General features: G+C 69.4%; 8 protein-coding genes. 4 read left to right on the forward strand and 4 right to left on the reverse strand.

Going from position 1 to position 17171, the window contains the following annotated elements:
• Nucleotides 1-51: 51 nt before the first annotated feature.
• Entirely contained in the window at nucleotides 52-5286 is a 5235-nt protein-coding gene (pks13, locus tag NAM01S_RS17770) for a polyketide synthase Pks13 (RefSeq protein ID WP_067786619.1), read from the forward strand.
• Nucleotides 5283-6827, forward strand: a complete 1545-nt coding sequence (locus tag NAM01S_RS17775) for an acyl-CoA carboxylase subunit beta (RefSeq protein ID WP_067786621.1) — start codon at nucleotides 5283-5285, stop codon at nucleotides 6825-6827. Before pks13 ends, NAM01S_RS17775 begins: the two co-directional genes overlap by 4 nt.
• A 70-nt stretch (nucleotides 6828-6897) precedes the next feature.
• Here NAM01S_RS17775 and NAM01S_RS17780 read toward each other — a convergent pair whose 3' ends face one another.
• Nucleotides 6898-7395, reverse strand: a complete 498-nt coding sequence (locus tag NAM01S_RS17780) for a peptidylprolyl isomerase (protein WP_067786623.1) — start codon at nucleotides 7393-7395, stop codon at nucleotides 6898-6900.
• Between the two features lie 145 nt (nucleotides 7396-7540).
• Here NAM01S_RS17780 and NAM01S_RS17785 point away from each other — a divergent pair, with 145 nt between their 5' ends.
• Nucleotides 7541-10870, forward strand: a complete 3330-nt coding sequence (locus tag NAM01S_RS17785; RefSeq protein ID WP_067786625.1) for an arabinosyltransferase domain-containing protein — start codon at nucleotides 7541-7543, stop codon at nucleotides 10868-10870.
• Nucleotides 10871-11031: 161 nt separating this feature from the next.
• On the opposite strand, the gene NAM01S_RS35750 is transcribed toward NAM01S_RS17785, so the two are convergent.
• Nucleotides 11032-11193, reverse strand: a complete 162-nt coding sequence (locus tag NAM01S_RS35750; RefSeq protein WP_169810867.1) for a hypothetical protein — start codon at nucleotides 11191-11193, stop codon at nucleotides 11032-11034.
• Nucleotides 11194-11444: 251 nt separating this feature from the next.
• Entirely contained in the window at nucleotides 11445-14699 is a 3255-nt protein-coding gene (locus NAM01S_RS17790) for an arabinosyltransferase domain-containing protein (protein ID WP_067786627.1), read from the reverse strand.
• 199 nt (nucleotides 14700-14898) lie between these two features.
• Here NAM01S_RS17790 and NAM01S_RS35070 point away from each other — a divergent pair, with 199 nt between their 5' ends.
• Nucleotides 14899-15078 carry a hypothetical protein gene (locus tag NAM01S_RS35070; protein WP_157107778.1) on the forward strand — a complete coding sequence of 60 codons (180 nt, stop codon included), beginning with the start codon at nucleotides 14899-14901 and terminating at the stop codon, nucleotides 15076-15078.
• A 12-nt stretch (nucleotides 15079-15090) separates the two neighbouring features.
• On the opposite strand, the gene NAM01S_RS17795 is transcribed toward NAM01S_RS35070, so the two are convergent.
• Nucleotides 15091-17037 (reverse strand): glycosyltransferase family protein, encoded by a 1947-nt coding sequence (locus tag NAM01S_RS17795; protein ID WP_253798909.1) that lies wholly within the window; start codon nucleotides 17035-17037, stop codon nucleotides 15091-15093.
• Nucleotides 17038-17171: the final 134 nt, after the last annotated feature.

Here is a 17171-nt window from a genome sequence, read left to right on the forward strand (position 1 = left end):
GCGTCAATTCACGGCGCGCCCGGTTACGCAGACAGGTAGCTTGAGGAATTGATGGCTGACAACGAGGGCACGCCCACCCAGACGACCGAAATCGCGTCCGCCGCCACGGAAGGCACGGCCGCGCCTGCCACCACGGACATCTCGGTGGCCGAACTGCGAGAATGGTTGCGCCGCTGGGTCGCCGACGCGACCGGGCAGCCGATCGAGCAGATCACCGTTGATCGGCCGATGGAGGAATTCGGGCTCGCCTCGCGCGACGCCCTCGCTCTCGGCGGCGACATCGAAGAGCTCACCGGCGTCGTGCTGAACGCGACCGTCGTCTACAAGCACCCGACCATCGCGTCGCTGGCCGAGGTCATCGTGCACGGTGAGCCCGAGGCGCCCGAGGAGTCGGCCGACGACGCTTTCTACACCGCCGGTTACACGCCGGGCGAGGCGCACGACATCGCGATCGTGGGTCTGTCCACTCGGCTGCCCGGTGCGGGGGATACCCCGGAGTCGACGTGGGAGTTCCTGATCAACCGCGGTGACGGCATCCGGGAAGCACCCGAAGGCCGGTGGTCGGAGTTCCTGAGCGAGCCCGAGGTCGCCAAGGCTGTCGCCGAGGGCAATACGCTCGGCGGTTACCTGGACCAGGATGTCGTCAAGGGCTTCGACGCGGAGTTCTTCGCGATGTCGCCCATCGAAGTCGAGCGCGTCGATCCGCAGCAGCGACTGATGATGGAGCTGACCTGGGAGGCGCTCGAGCACGCCAGGATTCCGGCGAGCGAGTTGCGCGGTGAGTCGGTCGGCGTCTTCATCGGTTCGTCCGCCAACGACTTCCAGTTGATCGCGGCGCTCGGCCTCGGTGGTGAGCGCGACGCCAACTTGCCCGCGACGGCCCAGGGTTACGCCATCATGGGCAGCGTCTCCAGCATCATCCCCAACCGGGTGTCCTACTTCTTCGACTTCCGCGGTCCATCGGTCTCGGTCGATACGGCCTGCTCGTCGACGATCGTCGCCGTGCACCAGGCGGTGCGTGCGCTGCGCGATGGCGATGCCGACCTGGCGCTGGCCGGCGGCGTCAACATGATCCTGACGCCGATGGCCACGCTCGGCTTCGACATGGGCGGCGGCGTCGCGAAAGACGGCCACATCAAGGCCTTCTCCTCCGACGCCGACGGCATGGTCCGCTCCGAGGGCGGCGGCTTGGTCGTGCTGAAGCGTCTGGCCGACGCGGAGCGGGACGGCGACCGGATTCTCGCGGTGATCAAGGGTTCCGCGGTCAACAACGACGGCCGTTCCAACGGTCTGCTGGCGCCGAACCCGGACGCCCAGGCCGACGTACTGCGCGCCGCCTACCGCGACGCGGGCATCAAGCCCTCCACCGTCGACTACATCGAGGCGCACGGCACCGGCACCCCGATCGGCGATCCCATCGAGGCCGACGCGCTCGGCCGGGTGATCGGTCGCGGTCGCGATGCCGACAAGCCAGCGCTGCTCGGCTCGGCCAAGACCAACTTCGGGCACCTGGAGTCCGGCGCAGGCGCGGCCAGCTTGGCCAAGGTGCTGATGGCGTTCCAGCACAACGTCATTCCGCCCAACATCAACTACGCGGGCCCGAGCCCGTTCATCCCGTTCGAGCAGGCGCGGCTGAAGGTCGTCGACGAGCCCACCGAGTTCCCGCGCTACAGCGGCGTCGCCACCGTCGGCATCTCCGGCTTCGGCTTCGGCGGCACCAACGCCCATGTCGTACTCCAGGAGTACGTGCCCGCTGCCGCGCAGGCCGAGGCTCCCGCCGCGAACCTGGACGACGAGAACACCGACGTGGTCGCCGAGGCCACCGAGATCGTCGCCGAAGCCGCCGAGGTGGAAGCCGCGACAGCGGAAGCCGAAGCGTCGGCCGAATGGTCGGCCGAGCGCGAAGAGCCGCTGCCGGTGATTCTCGCGGTGTCCGGCTATCTGCCGTCGCGGCGTAAGCGCGCCGCCGCCGTGCTCGCCGACTGGCTGGAGTCCGACGCGGGTCGCGACGTGCCGCTCGCGGACGTGGCCCGTTCGCTTGCCAAGCGCAGCCACTGGCGTTCGCGCGGTGTCGTGATCGCCAAGACGCACGAGGAGGCCGTCGCCGGTCTGCGCGCGATCGCCGCTGGCAAGCCGGGCAACGGCGTGTTCACCGCCGACGCCCCCGCCGCGCAGGGCCCGGTCTGGGTGCTCGCCGGATTCGGCGCGCAGCACCGCAAGATGGGCAAGCAGCTCTACCTGGAGAACGCGATCTTCCGCGCCACCGTCGACCAGGTCGACGAGCTGGTGCAGGACGAGGCCGGTTACTCGATTCGCGAGATGATCCTGGACGACGCCCAGGACTACAACGTCGGCACCTCGCAGGTCGGCATCTTCACCATCCAGATCGGTCTCGCCGCGCTGCTGCGCGCGCACGGCGCCGAGCCCACCGCCGTCGTCGGCCACTCGATGGGTGAGGTCGCGGGCGCCTACATCGCGGGCGGTCTCGCGCTCGAGGACGCGGTGCGGGTGATCTGCGCCCGTTCGCGCCTGATGGGCGAGGGCGAGGCGATGATCACCGACGCCGACGTGCGCAACATGGCGCTCGTCGAGCTGAGTGCCGCCGACGTCGAGGCCATGCTGCCGGAGTACCCGGACGTGGAGGTCGCGGTGTACGCCGCGCCGACCAACACGGTGATCGGCGGCCCGACCGAGCAGGTGCAGGCGATCGTCGCCAAGGTCGAGGAGGCGGGCAAGTTCGCCCGCGTGCTCCAGACCCGCGGCGCGGGCCACACCTCGCAGATGGACCCCCTGCTGGGCGAGCTGGCCGCGGAACTCGCGGGCATCGAGCCGACCCGCATGAAGGCGGGCCTGTACTCGACGGTGAACAAGGAGCAGTTCTACCGTCCCGGCCACGACCCGATCCACGACGAGGACTACTGGGTCAGGAACATGCGCCACAGCGTGTACTTCACCAACGCGGTGAAGCTCGCGGTGGACTCCGGGCACACCACGTTCCTCGAGCTCGCGCCGAATTCCGTTGCGCTGATGCAGGTTCTGGGCACGACCTTCGCCGCAGGACTGCACGACGCGCAGCTCATCCCGACGCTCAAGCGCAAGGAAGACGAGTCGGCGGGCGTGATCTCCGCGCTTGCCCAGCTCTACGTGCACGGTCACGCCGTCGACCTGCCGTCGCTGCTGCCCGCCGGTGACTACGCCGACGTGCCGCGAACGGTGTTCGTGCGCAAGGAGTACTGGCCGAAGGCGCAGATCAACAGCGGCAGCGGCAATACCAAGGTGCCCGGCGCGCACGTCGCGCTGCCGGACGGTCGCCACGTCTGGGAGGTCCAGGCGGGTGTCGTCACGGATCTCCCGGCGCTGGTGAAGTCCGCCGCGGTGCAGGTGCTCAGCGATGTCGCGGTGGGCGCTTCGATCACCCACGGCGCGCTGCCTGCCGCCGGAACGCTGACCACCACGCTGTCCCCGCACCTCGGCGGCGCGTCGGTGCAGGTGCACGCCAAGGAGGGCAACGGCTTCCGCCTGCTCTACGAGGCCGTCGTCACCTCCGGCGCCCCGCTGCCGGAAACCGCTGTCGCACAGCCGGTCACCGAGACCGCGGTCGCCACCGTCACCGAGCCCGAGGTCGTGGAGACCTTCGGCGACCGCTGGGATCCCAACGGCAGTCAGACCATCGAGGAGCGGCTCGCCATCATCGTCGCCGAGTCCATGGGCTACGCGGTCGAGGACCTGCCGATGGAGATCCCGCTCATGGAGCTGGGTCTGGACTCGCTGATGGCGATGCGCATCAAGAACCGCGTCGAGTACGAATTCGACATTCCGCAGTTGCAGATCCAGGCCGTGCGCGACGCCAACCTCAACGAGGTCGGCAAGGTGCTGCGCTACGCCATCGAGCACCGCGACGAGGTGCAGGCCATCGCCGACAAGCAGGCCGCGGGCGAGGAGATCGCCGTCGACGGCGACTTCATCGCCGCGGCGCGCTCGGCGCTGGAGGCGGGCGAGGATCCGGCCGCCGCGGCGAAGGCCGTTGGCGCACCGGTGCCGGGGCTCGACGCCGAGAACACCACGATCGAGGCCGAGGCGGAAAAGATTGTCGCCGAAGCGGAATCGGCCGCGGTCGCGCCTGCCGAGTCCACCCCGGCCGCCGCGCCTGCCGAGGCGGCGGCGATGTTCGGCGGTCAGCAGCAGAGCTCCGATGCCGAGGACGATGTGCCGCCGCGCGACGCCGCCGAGCGGCTGACCTTCGCCAGCTGGGCGGTCGTCACCGGCAAGTCGGCGGGCGGCATCTTCAACACCCTGCCGATCCTGGAGGAGGAGGTCGCCGAGAAGCTGGCGGCCCGCCTCACCGAGCGGGTCGGCGCCGAGATCACCGTCGACGACGTGCTCGACTGCGAGACGATCGAACAGCTGGCCGACGTGGTCCGCCAGCTCCAGGACAGCGGCGCCGACGTGGACGGCTTCGTCCGGCCACTGCGTGCGCGCGCCGAGGGTTCGAACGCCGTTCCGGTCTTCGTGTTCCACCCCGCCGGTGGCAACACCCTGGTGTACGAGCCGCTGCTCAAGCGACTGCCCGCCGACACCCCGATGTACGGTTTCGAGCGAGTCGACGGCTCGATCGAGGAGCGCGCCCGCCAGTACCTGCCCGAGCTGCGCAAGCTGCAGGGCAACGGACCGTACGTGCTGTACGGCTGGTCCCTCGGCGCCGTCTTGGCGCTGCAGGTCGCGCAGCTGCTGCGGGCCGAGGGCGCGGACGTTCGACTGGTCGGCCTGATCGACCTGGCGATTCCGGTCGAGAACGAGGACAACAGCCCCGCCGAGCGGGTGCGCCGGATCGAGCGCTTCCAGGTCTTCGCCAGGAAGACCTACAACGTCCCCGGCGAGCTGGATCGCGGACAGATCGAAGAGCTGGCCGCAGCCAGTGACGAAGAGCAGTACAAGATGATCACCGACCTCATCAAGATGAGCGGTGCGAAGATTCCGGGCGGCGTGCTCGAGCACCAGCGCACGTCGTGGATCGAACAGCGGGCACTGCAGCAGGTCCAGCCGAGTCGCTACGACGGCGACGTCGTGCTCTACCTCGCCGATCGCTACCACGACGGCGCGATCGAGCTGGAGCCCCGTTACGCGGACCGGCGCCCGAACGGCGGCTGGGACGAGTACATCGAAAACCTCGAGATCGTGCACATCCCCGGTGATCACTTGCAGATCGTCGACGAGCCGCGGATCGGCCGGATCGGTGCCGACCTGACCGCGAAGCTCGGGGAAATCGAGGCGAAAGGCGCACAGTGAGCACTACTGCCGAAAAACTCGCCGACCTGCGTAAGCGCCTCGAGCTGGCGCAGGAACCGGCGGGGGAAGCGGGAGTCGCGAAACGGGCCAAGAAAGGCATCCCCAGCGCCCGCGACCGGATCAACATGCTGCTCGATCCGGGAACGTTCGTGGAAATCGGCGCCCTGGTGCGCAAGCCGGGTGATCCCGCCGCGCTGTACGGCGACGGCGTCGTCACCGGCCACGGCCTCGTGGACGGTAGACCCGTGGCGGTGTTCTCCCACGACCAGACCGTGTACGGCGGGTCGGTCGGCGAGATGTTCGGCCGCAAGGTCGCCTACATCATGGAGTACGCCGCCAAGGTCGGCTGCCCGGTCGTCGGCATCAACGACTCCGGCGGCGCGCGCGTTCAGGAGGCGGTCACCTCGCTGGCCTGGTACGCCGAGCTCGGCAGGCGCCAGGAGCCGCTGTCCGGCCTCGTTCCGCAGATCTCGATGATTCTCGGCAAGTGCGCGGGCGGTGCGGTGTACGCCCCCATCAACACCGACGTGGTGGTGGCGACCGAAGAGGCGTACATGTTCGTCACCGGTCCCAAGGTGATCCGCGAGGTCACCGGCGAGGACGTCAGCCTGGAGGAACTCGGCGGCGCGCAGAGCCAGGCCGAGTACGGCAACATCCATCACGTCGCCAAGGACGAGCAGGCCGCGTTCCAGTGGGTGCGCGACTACCTGAGCTTCCTGCCGACCAGCTGCACCGAGCGGGCCCCGATCGTGAACCCCGGCCTGGAGCCGGAAATCACCGATTCCGACCGCGAACTGAACTCGATCGTGCCCGACTCCGACAACGCGGGCTACGACATGCACGAGATCCTGCTGCGCATCTTCGACGACGGCGATTTCCACGAGATCGGCGCGACCGCGGGACGCAACATCATCACCGGCTTCGCCAGGGTGGACGGTCGCAGCGTCGGCGTGGTCGCCAACCAGCCGATGGTGTACGCCGGAGCGCTGGACGCTCGCGCCTCCGACAAGGCGGCGCACTTCGTCCGCCTCTGCGACGCCTTCGAGATCCCGCTGATCTTCGTGGTGGACACGCCCGGCTTCCTGCCCGGCGTGGAACAGGAGAAGATCGGCGTCATCAAGCGCGGCGGCCGCTTCCTGTTCTCCTTCGTCGAGGCGACCGTGCCCAAGGTGACGGTGGTGATCCGCAAGTCCTACGGCGGCGGTTACGCGGTGATGGGCTCCAAGCAGCTCGGCGCCGACGTGAACCTCGCCTGGCCGACCGCCCGCATCGCGGTGATGGGCGCGGAGAGCGCGGTGAGCCTGATCGGGGCGCGCCAGATCGAGGCCGCGCCGGAGGAGCAGCGCGCCGCGATGCGCCAGCAGATGATCGACTTCTACAACGCGACCGTGGCGACGCCGTGGGTGGCCGCCGAGCGCGGGTACATCGACGCCGTCATCGAGCCGGCGACCACCCGCTTGGAGCTACGCCGCGCCCTGCAGCTGCTGCAGGACAAGCAGCTCGAGCGCAACCCGCGCAAGCACCACCTGCTGCCGCTGTAATTTCCTCGCGAACCGGAATCGGGCCGTACTCCCTTGGAGACGGCCCGATTCGCGTCCTTGCGGAAGGTGTTCAGCCGACGGTCGCGGACTTGATGGTGACGGCCTCGAGCGGCACATCCTGGTGCATGCCCGCCGAGCCGGTCTTCACCCCCGCGATCTTGTCGACCACCTCGGTGCCGTCGACGACGGCGCCGAACACGGTGTAGCCCCAGCCGGACGGGGTCGGCGCCGAGTGGTTCAGGAAGTCGTTGTCGGCGACGTTGATGAAGAACTGCGCGGTGGCCGAGTGCGGGTCGTTGGTCCGCGCCATCGCGACGGTGTACTTGTTGTTCTTCAGGCCGTTGTTCGCCTCGTTCTGGATCGGGGCGTTGGTCTTCTTCTGGCTCATGTTGGGCTCGAAGCCGCCGCCCTGGATCATGAAGTTCGGGATCACGCGGTGGAAAATCGTGCCGTTGTAGTGGCCGGCGTTCACGTAGTCCACGAAGTTCTGCACCGTCTTCGGCGCCTTCTCCTCGTCCAGCTCCAGGACGATCGGACCGAAATTCGTCTCGAGATTCACCTTGGTCATACCCATACCTTTCCATTCGGCCGGTAATGGGTCAGCACGTCGGGTCGACTTTCGGGGTGGAAAGGACCCCGGCCCGGAATTCGGCGAACTCACAGCATGCTTCCGGGACCCGGTGCCGTCCCTTTACCCGCTAGCATTGCCAACCGTGCCCGACGCCGCAACCGCTGTCTTGACGAAGCCTCCCGCCGCACCCGAGATCCGACCGAAGGATTATCGGACGGCGCGAATAATCGCGCTGGTAGCCGGAGTGTTGGGAGCCCTGCTGGCACTGGCGACGCCGTTCCTGCCCGTCGAGCAGACCACCGCGGTGCTGAAGTGGCCGCAGGGCGGCACGCTCGGCAACGTGCAGGCGCCGCTGATGTCGCAGGTGCCGACCGACCTGCGGGCCAGCATTCCGTGTTCGGCCGTGGCGACGCTGCCCGCGCAGGGCGGCATGCTGCTGGCGACCGCGCCGCCGCAGGGCGACCGTGCGGCGCTGGAGGCCATGTTCGTGCGGGTCTCCGAGTCGTCCGTCGACGTCGTCGACCGCAACGCGGTCGTCGCGTCGGCCGAGCGCGAGCGGATGGGCGAGTGCTCCTCGATCGTCATCACCTCCGATCGTGCGCGCACCCACGCCGCGTTCGAGGGACTGACCAGGACGGTCGAGCAGCCGACCGAGGACGGGCGCGGCGTCGAGACGGTCCAGGTCCCGGTCGAGGGACAGTTGACGGGTGACCTGCGTCCGCAGGTGGTCGGCGTCTTCTCCGATCTGAAGGGCGCTGTCCCGGCCGGTCTGTCCTTCGACATGACCGTCGACACTCGGTTCAGCTCCAGCCCGACGCTCGTCAAGATGATCGCGATGATCGCGGCGGTGCTGTGCACGCTGATCGCGCTCGCGGCGCTGGCCCGCCTGGACAGCAGCGACGGCCGCGGGCATCGCCGCTTCCTGCCCGCCAACTGGCGGAAGCCGACCTGGGCCGACGGCGCGGTGATCGGCACCCTGTTGCTGTGGCACTTCGTCGGCGCCAACACCTCCGACGACGGCTACATCCTGAGCATGGTGCGGGTGGCCCCGGAGGCGGGCTACATGGCCAACTACTTCCGCTGGTACGGCGTGCCGGAGGCGCCGTTCGGCTGGTACTACTACGTCATCCAGGTGTTCGCCGAGATCTCCACGGCCAGCCCGTGGGTGCGCCTGCCCGCGCTGGCCTGCGCCATCCTCTGCTGGATGGTGATCAGCCGCGAGGTGGTGCCCCGCCTCGGGCGCGGCGTGCGCACCAGCAAGGTGGCGCTGTGGACCGGCGGCCTGGTGTTCCTCGCCTTCTGGCTGCCGTTCGACAACGGCCTGCGCTCGGAGCCGATCGTCGCCCTCGGCGCGCTGCTGACCTGGGTCTCCATCGAGCGCGCCATCGCGACCGGCCGCCTGCTGCCCGCCGCGGCGGCGGTGCTGATCGCCGCCTTCACGCTCGCGGCCGCGCCGACCGGTCTGATGTGCGTCGCGGCGCTGCTCGCCGGTATCCGGCCGCTGGTGCGGGTCGTGGTGCGTCGTCATCGCGAACACGGCACGCTGCCGCTGCTCGCGCCGATCGCGGCGGCGGGCGTACTCGTGCTGACGGTGGTCTACAGCGATCAGACCTTCGCGGGCATCCAGGAAGCGAACCGGGTGCGTCAGGCGACCGGCCCGAACCTGGCCTGGTACGAGGACTACCTGCGCTACTACTACCTGTTCGTCGAGACGGTGGACGGCTCGCTCTCGCGCCGTTTCGCCTTCCTCGTCATGCTGCTGTGCCTGTTCACCACCATGCTGGTGCTGCTGCGGCGCAGGCGGGTGCCCGGCATCGCGAGCGGCCCGACCTGGCGGCTGATGGGCATCGTGCTCGGCACGATCTTTTTCATGATGTTCAACCCGACGAAGTGGACCCACCACTTCGGCGCGTACGCGGGCATCGCCGGTTCGCTCGCCGCGGTCACCGCCGTCGCGGTCTCGGCAAGCGCGCTGCGGGCGCGCAAGAACCGGGCCATCTTCCTCGCAGGTCTGCTGTTCGTGCTGGCGATCGCGTTCTCCGGCATCAACGGCTACTGGTACGTCTCCAGCTTCGGTGTGCCGTGGTTCGACAAGCAGATCTCGCTGAGCGGCTACCAGTCCAACACGCTGATGCTCATGCTGTTCGGCCTCGCGCTCGCGCTGGTCGCCTGGTTCGCGCTGCGCGAGGATTACACCAAGCCGCAGCCCTCTGCGAAGACGGTGCGCGGCAGGCGGATTCGCAAGTTCGCCGCGATCCCGCTGACCGTGGTCGCCGCCATGATGGTGCTGCTGGAAGTCGCGTCGCTGGCGAAGGGCGCCTACTCGCAGTACCCGGCGTACTCGCTGGCCCGCTCCAACTTCGACGCGCTCGGCGGCAACATGTGCGGCCTGGCAAGCGACGTGCTCGTGGAGTCCGACCCGAACGGCGGGCGGCTGAACCCGATCATCGATCCGGCCGACCCGCCCGCCAACGGCGACCCGCTTGCGGGCGCGAAGCCGGTGGGCTTCGATCCCAACGGCGTGCCGGACGACCTGTCCGCTGACAGCGTGGAGGTGAAGCCAGGCACCGGCAACACCTCCACCCAGTCGGTCGGCGCGGCCTTCGCGGAAGGCGAGAGCGCGGGCACCGGCGGTGGTCAGGGCGCGCTCGGCGTCAACGGCAGCACCGTGGCCCTGCCCTTCGGTCTCGACCCGGCGACCACGCCGATCATGGGCAGCTACCAGGAGGGCGTGCAGCAGCCCGCCAACCTGACCTCGAGCTGGTACGAGCTGCCCGCGCGCTCGGCCGACCGGCCGCTGGTGGTGATCTCGGCCGCCGGACGCATCCTCTCCTTCGACGACACCGGCTCGATGAAGTACGGCCAGTCGCTGACGGTGGACTACGGCCGCCGCCAGCCCGACGGCAGCGTGCAGAAGCTGGGCACCTACCTGCCGCGCGACATCGGCCCCTTCCCGTCCTGGCGCAACCTGCGGGTGCCGCTCGACGAGCTCGCGCCGGACGCCGACGCGGTGCGCATCGTCGCCAACGACCCGATCCTGATCGGTGACCAGTGGCTGGCGTTCACCCCGCCGCGGATGCCGAAGCTGAACTCGCTCAACGACTTCCTCGGTTCCGAGCAGCCGATCCTGCTGGACTGGGCGGTCGGCCTGCAGTTCCCGTGCCAGCGGCCGTTCTACCACGAGAACGGCGTGGCCGAGGTGCCGAAGTACCGCATCCTGCCGGACCGGCCGCTGGCCATCAGCTCCACCAACACCTGGCAGGCCGAGGAATTCGGCGGCCCGCTCGGGTTCGCGCAGATGCTGGCCAAGTCCACCACCCTGCCGACCTACCTGAAGGACGACTGGGCGCGCGACTGGGGTTCGCTGGAGCGCTACGACCAGTACGACTCGAACGCCGTGCCCGCCCGCCTGGAGACCGGGACGGCGAACCGTTCCGGTCTGTGGTCACCGGGCGACATGCGGGTGTTCTGACCCCGAACGTAAGCAGGGCCGTGCCGCAGGTGAGAATTCACCGGCGCACGGCCCTGTGCGTTTTCGGGGGGACGTAGTAGGGATTTCGGACAGACTCGTAGACACGGCTTTTCGGCTTTCGCCGGCCTGCCGCGGCTGAGTTCGGGGGTCGGGGGTTCGGCTCAGACCTCGAGCATGCGGCGCCCGAGTTCCCGGCGCAGGACCTCCTGGGAAGGGAGGCGGCCGAGTACCCGCTGCACCGCAGGGCGTATTTCGCGCTTTTCCTCGTCGGTGAGCAGATCGACGAGATCGCGGAGATCCATGTCATCGAAGGCTGCTGTCATACCCACAAGATTACGGTCCAAACGCGGCGGCGTCTCGTATTCGAATCATCGGTTACGGAGGTGTCACCTCATCGAAACCGACAGTGCGTCAGGAGGTTTCGTGGGGGGCGCGGGACGCGGGGTCGCCGGGGGACGGCGGTTCGAAACCGACCGTCCGGCCTCCCGGTCGGTACGCGACCGACGACCCGTTCGGGGTCGAACTCCCCGTCGTCCCGGCGGATTCGCGGCCGGGACGACGGCGGAGATATGCCCTACTTCACCCGTATCGGGTCGTCCTTCGCGATCCCGCTGCGGGTCACCGTGGTGACGCCGATCGACGCGGGCCGCGCCTCGGGATCATACGGCGTGAACTGCTCCAGCGAACCCCAATCGCGTGCCCAATCGTGGTCGAGATAGGTCGGCACCGTCTCGGCCTTCAGCAGTAGTCCGGTCCAGCCGAGCGGGCCGCCGCCGATGTCGTCCTGCCAGGCGTTGGAGGCGTCGGAGCCGACGCGGTCGGGCAGGATCCGCCACTTGGGCGCCTCGGCGACGCCGTTGTGGTGGTCGAAGGGCCGCTGGCACGGGAACGCCAGCCCGACGTGCCAGTCCAGCAGCACCGGATCCGATTCCCCGACAACCGAATTCAGGGTCGCAAGGCGCGGCAGGCGCGGCGGGGTGACGGCGAGCCACTGCCGCTGGGTGATGTCGTTGTCCACCGCGACCAAGCGGACGGCGTTCACCTCGCGGGGCAACTGATCGAGTGGCACCCGCAGATTGCGCCAGGACGGCGCCCCGCCGATGTCGAGCGGGTTCACCGAGCCCAGTGTGGTCACCGCGCCGTCGGTACCGCGGGTGCCGTACTCCAGGCGCAGGTCCTGGCCGTAGGTGACTACGCCGTCGGCGTCGACCGACCTGATCCGGCCCGCCGCGGTGATGGCGAGGACACGGTAGGCGGGGTCGTCGCGCATGCTGTCGGTGAGGTCGAGGCGGTACCACTGCGAGGTCAGCGACGACTGCTTCTGCTCGCCCTCCTCGTAGGAACCCAGCACCGGGGTGCGCGCCGGGTCGAGGCCGAACGGCAGCGCCACGGTGCTGCCGTTGATGCCCGCCTGCTCGGTCGAGCCGCCGCCGGTGCCCGCGCCGGTGGTGTTGGTGGTCTTGTTCTTCGCGTCCTTGTTCACCGTGTTCGCGCCGCCCGTGGTGGTCTCCTCCGCGTCGGCGGTCAGGTCGCTCGCGACGCCGTTGGGGGAGAAGCCCTTCGACTCGGCGTTCAGGCCGTCGGCGGGCGCGCCCTCGTAGGGCAGCAGCAGCGAGTCGGCCGTGTCGGTCTCGACGAGCACCTCGTCGGCCAGCGCGCACGGATTGCCGCGCAGCGACTCGACATTCGACTTGGCGATCGAGTACGCCGGGTACTGAGTCGCCGCGGCCTTGGCGAGCGAGGCGAACTCGAAGAGCACGAGCAGCGCGGCGGCGATGGTCAGCGGCGCGGACGCCAGCCGGTCGAAACCGTTGGCGGGCCTGGTCCTTTCGCGCCGGTACGGCTCGCGGTAGTGGAACCAGAGCGCGAGCAGCAGCGCGACGCCGGTCAGGCCGAGGAACAACGTCGAGATGCCCTTGCCCGCCACCAGCGGAGCCTTGTCCCACCACGGGACGCCGTAGCTGGAGACGTACCACCAGCCGTTGGAGCCGGTGAAGGTGATCGCGAGCAGGAACAGCACGGCGGCCGCGAACAGCGCACGGTTGCGTGCGGAGCGAATCGCCGCGGTGCCGACGGCTACGGCGGCCAGCGCCGCCAGCGATCCGGCCAGACCCGCGTACACGCCGAAGTGGTGGGTCCACTTGGTCGGCGTGAACATCATCAGGAACAGCGAGGCGAACACGATGCCGAGGATGCGCACCGAAGGACCGCGCGAGGTGCCGGGGATGCGACCCTTGCGCAGCACCTGGAGCACGCAGACCAGCAGGCACAGCAGCATGAGCAGCACGCCGAAGCGCCGGGACAGCGAGCCGTCCGGCGCGAGCATGAGCAGCGAGTCCCAGCGAGTGCGCTCGTCGAACCAAGCCACGTTCGGCCCGACGACGGTGCGCACGCGGGTCGCTTCCATGACCGTCGACAGGGTCTGATCGGCGAAAACCGCGATCAGCACGAGTGTTCCGGCCGCGAGACCCGGAAGCACCACCGCGCAGTAGCGGAAGACCTTGGTGCCGAAGGAATCCGTGGCCGAGCCGCGCGCCCGCTTGACGATGATCTCCAGCAGCGGCCGCGATCCGGCAATGAGCGCGGCGACGCAGATCAAGCCGGTCGGGCCTGCCGCGAGCGAGAAGGCCGCGATGAGCACGGCGACGGCGGCGGGCAGCAGCCTGCCGGTGGCGATGGCGCGCTCGATCGAGCACCAGGTGAGCAGCGCGCCCGCCGCGATCAGCGGTTCCGGGCGAAGACCGTTGTCGTAGGGGAGCCAGAAGGCGAGGAAGACCAGTCCCGCCGTCCACAGCGCGACCCGGTCGCGGCGCACCCGAGCGCCGAGGCGCGGCAGCACCTCGCGGCTGATCACCAGCCACGACACGATCCCGGCGAGCAGCGTCGGCAGGCGCATCCACGGGCTGGCGTCGGAGATCTTGGTCATCCAGGCGAGCACCTCGTACGACCAGCCGAACGGGGCCTCCGGCACCGCGAACCAGCGGTAGTAGTTGGCCATGTAGCCCGAATGCTCCGAGGCGCGAGCCATATTGAGGATGTAGCCGTCGTCGGAGGTGTTCGCGCCGATGACGTGCCAGCCGACCAGCGCGCCGAGCACCACGGCGTCGGCGGGGGAGAAGCGCCACCAGTGCGCGGGCAGGAAGCGGCGGGCCCGCCTGCCGTCGCCGGTGTCGAGCAGGTGCAGTGCGACGAGCGCGATGATCGTGCAGACCGCGGCCGCGATCATCGCGGCCAGTTTCAGTGCGCTCGGTGTGGAGGAGAACCGGGAGTCGATGTCGGCGTGCAGTTTCGCGGCGCCGAGCTGGTCGGCGGTCAGATCGGTGAAGACGCCGACCACCTGCGGGCGGATGTCGCGGTCGATCGTGTTGCGGAAGGCCGTGCCGTCTTCGCGTCGCACGCCGGTGAATTCGACGGTGGTCGCGGCCGCGGTCGAGACGATCTCGATCCCGCCGCAGGACCCGATCTCGGCCACCGGCGCGGACAACAGCGGGATATCGCGTTGCAGCACCGAGAGCGTGCCGTCGGCGATCGAGACCACCAGGCCCTTGCTGTTGGCCTGGCCGGAGGCGGCCGGGATGGTCGACAGCAGCGTGGCGGCGCCGGACTGGAGCGTCGAGCACGGCAGCGTGGCTTCCAGCCGCAGCGGGACGTACGACACCAACGGCGCCTCTACGTCGGCGGCGCCCGGCTGGGGCCAGTCCAGCGTCGCCCGGTCCTGCTCCACCGGCAGCAGCGGCGTGAGCAGCGCCAGCACGAATCCGAGAAGTCCGGAGACGAGGGCGATCAGGCGGTATCGGGTGAACGCTCGAGTAGATCGGTCCGGTCGCACGATCGTTCATGCTAGGCGTAACCTCCGCGTCCGCTCCGGCCGTGCGCGTTTTGCGTAACCTCGGTGCCCGCTCGGGCCGTGCGCGTTTTGCGTAACCTCGGTGCCCGCTCGGGCCGTGCGCGTTGTGTAACCTCCGGGTCCGCTCCGGCCGTGCGCGGGATAAGGACGGACTTCCCCCGGCAGCGCCCGTGGTCACACCGTGACCGTGACTCTCGGCACGAAGGCGAGCTGCCCGGCGTTGCCCTGGGACCCCGCGGACATCGGCAGCCGATTCAGCGTGTCAGCGCGGGAGCGGCTGGCGGAGATGCGCGATCGCGCGGTCGCGCACGCCGCGAACTTCTCCATCGCGGGGCGTGATGAGCGTCGATGCACGCCGTGAATACGGCGGGCCTCAGTGCAGTGCGCGGACGTCCCAGATCCACACGTCCTCGACACGCGTCGGGGCGAAGCCGAGCAGCTGGGTGACCGTGCTGGTGAGCACGTCGGAGTTCTTCGCGGTCGGCAGCACGAGCACGTCGGCCCGCCAGAACCGCAGATCCGCCAGCGCCGCGGCCCGCTCCTCGGCGCCGATCGGCGGCACCGTGCCGGTGTCCTGCGCTTTCACCAGGAGCATGGCGGTCTGTCGCGCTTCGGGTCCGTAGCTGCCCTTCTTCTCCGCTCCGGTGGGGCCGACGAAGTAGCCGTCGGCGAGCGGGAACACGAAGTTCGCGTCGGCCTGCCAGCGCAACGCCCGCGCGTCGGGCGGACGCGGCGGCGGGATCATGACGACCGAGCCGTCGTCCACGTACTGCCGCACCGCGCCGTCGGTGAAGAAGCGCGGCGCGGGGGCGCGTTCGGTCACGGGCAGAACGGTCGGCGTCAACGGCAGCAGCGCGCAGGTCAGTGCCGCGAACCAGGCCAGCGGCTTCCAGTCCGCCGCCGACTGTTTCCATGACGCGACGGCGCGATCGGAGGCCAGTGCGAACACCGCGGCGATCGCGGGCACGGCGGCCATCGTCAGCCGGGTCTCCAGCACCGAATTCAGCAGCGGGATCCTTTCGGCAAGCGCCCACGGCAGTTCGACACCGGTCGGGCGCTTGCCGATGGTGGCGACAGAGCCGAGCGAGAGCACGCCGAACACCGCGATCACCGCGGCCGCCGCGCGCACCACCCGGTCGCGCCAGAGCAGCGCGACGGTGGCGGTCAGCACCAGAAGCAGCGGCCAACCGAAGTAGGCGTTCTGTTCGGTCTCGTTGATGGCGACGTACTGGCCGGGCGCCCACGCGCCGCCGAGGGATTCGGACGGGAACTGCACCAGGGTCTTCAGGTCGTTGCCCATCGGTCCGTGATCGATCGAGCGATAGCTCTGCGGTCCGAAGAACTGCCACCACAGCGGGACCGCCGTGAGCAGCAGGGTGATTCCCGCGGCCGCGGCGACGGTCGGGGCCAGCGCACGAAGCAGGCGCACACCATGCCGCGCCTCGTGCAGGTGGTAGACCACCGCGAACAGCCCGAACGCGAGCGCGAAGATCAGCAGCGGTTCCTCGCCGAGCGCGATCTGCGCGGCGACGAGCAAGGCGAGCGTGATCGCGTCCCTGATCCGGTTGCGCGGTACGGCCTCGCTGACCGCGCGCGCAATCCTGATCAGCAGTCCGGCGATGATCGGCAGCAGCGCCAGCGCGACGAAGTTCGGGTGCGCGTTGGCGTGCGAGATCATCGCGGGCGCGAAGCCGCAGAACAGACCGCCGATCGCCGCGGCCGCCCGCGAGCTCACCAGTTCGCGGGCGAACAGCCAGTACCAGGCGTAGGCCGTGGTGGCCAGGCCGAGGGTGAGCGCGAGCACGAACGTGACCGTCGGACCGAACAGCAGCGTGACCGGGGTGAGCGGGACGCCGACGCCGAACATGGCCGTGTTGGCCATCATGTTCACCCCGGCTGGGAAGTTCTGGAGATTCGTGCCGAGGGGACTCTCCAGCTGGGCGACCGAATGCGCGGTCACCGCGAAGAACCACTCCCACATCGTCTGGTCCTGACCGCTCTTGATCAGGTAGCCGCTGTCGGTGTCGCGCCACTGGGCGGAGAGCACCGTCGCCGCCAGCGCGAGGTAGGCGAAGGCGACGAGGAGATCGGCCGGTCGGACGCGGTCCCGCATCCGCGCGAGCGATAGGCGGGCGATCGCCGGGATGCTGGGCGCTCGCTTGCGCCGGGGACCTGCGGGTTCGATCGCCGACGCCGGGCGATCGAGTACGGCCGCCTGTTGGAGCGTTGTCGCGGGCCGTTCGTGCGAGGCTCTTGTGCCCGCCGAGCCGCCCTCCGCCGATTCGTCCATCGTGTCCTGATCGGCGCTGTCCAAACGCACGCGCGAACTCTCCCTCTGCCCTGCCGGAAATCAGCCGCCAAAGGTATCGCCGGGCGCTCATCGAGCCCGGGCGGAACCTGGCACCAAGAGTTCGGTTGCCCAGAAATCGCCGCGCCGACACATTTGTCCGGCGG

This window comes from Nocardia amikacinitolerans NBRC 108937 (assembly GCF_001612615.1).
GTDB classification, from domain to species: Bacteria; Actinomycetota; Actinomycetes; order Mycobacteriales; family Mycobacteriaceae; genus Nocardia; species Nocardia amikacinitolerans.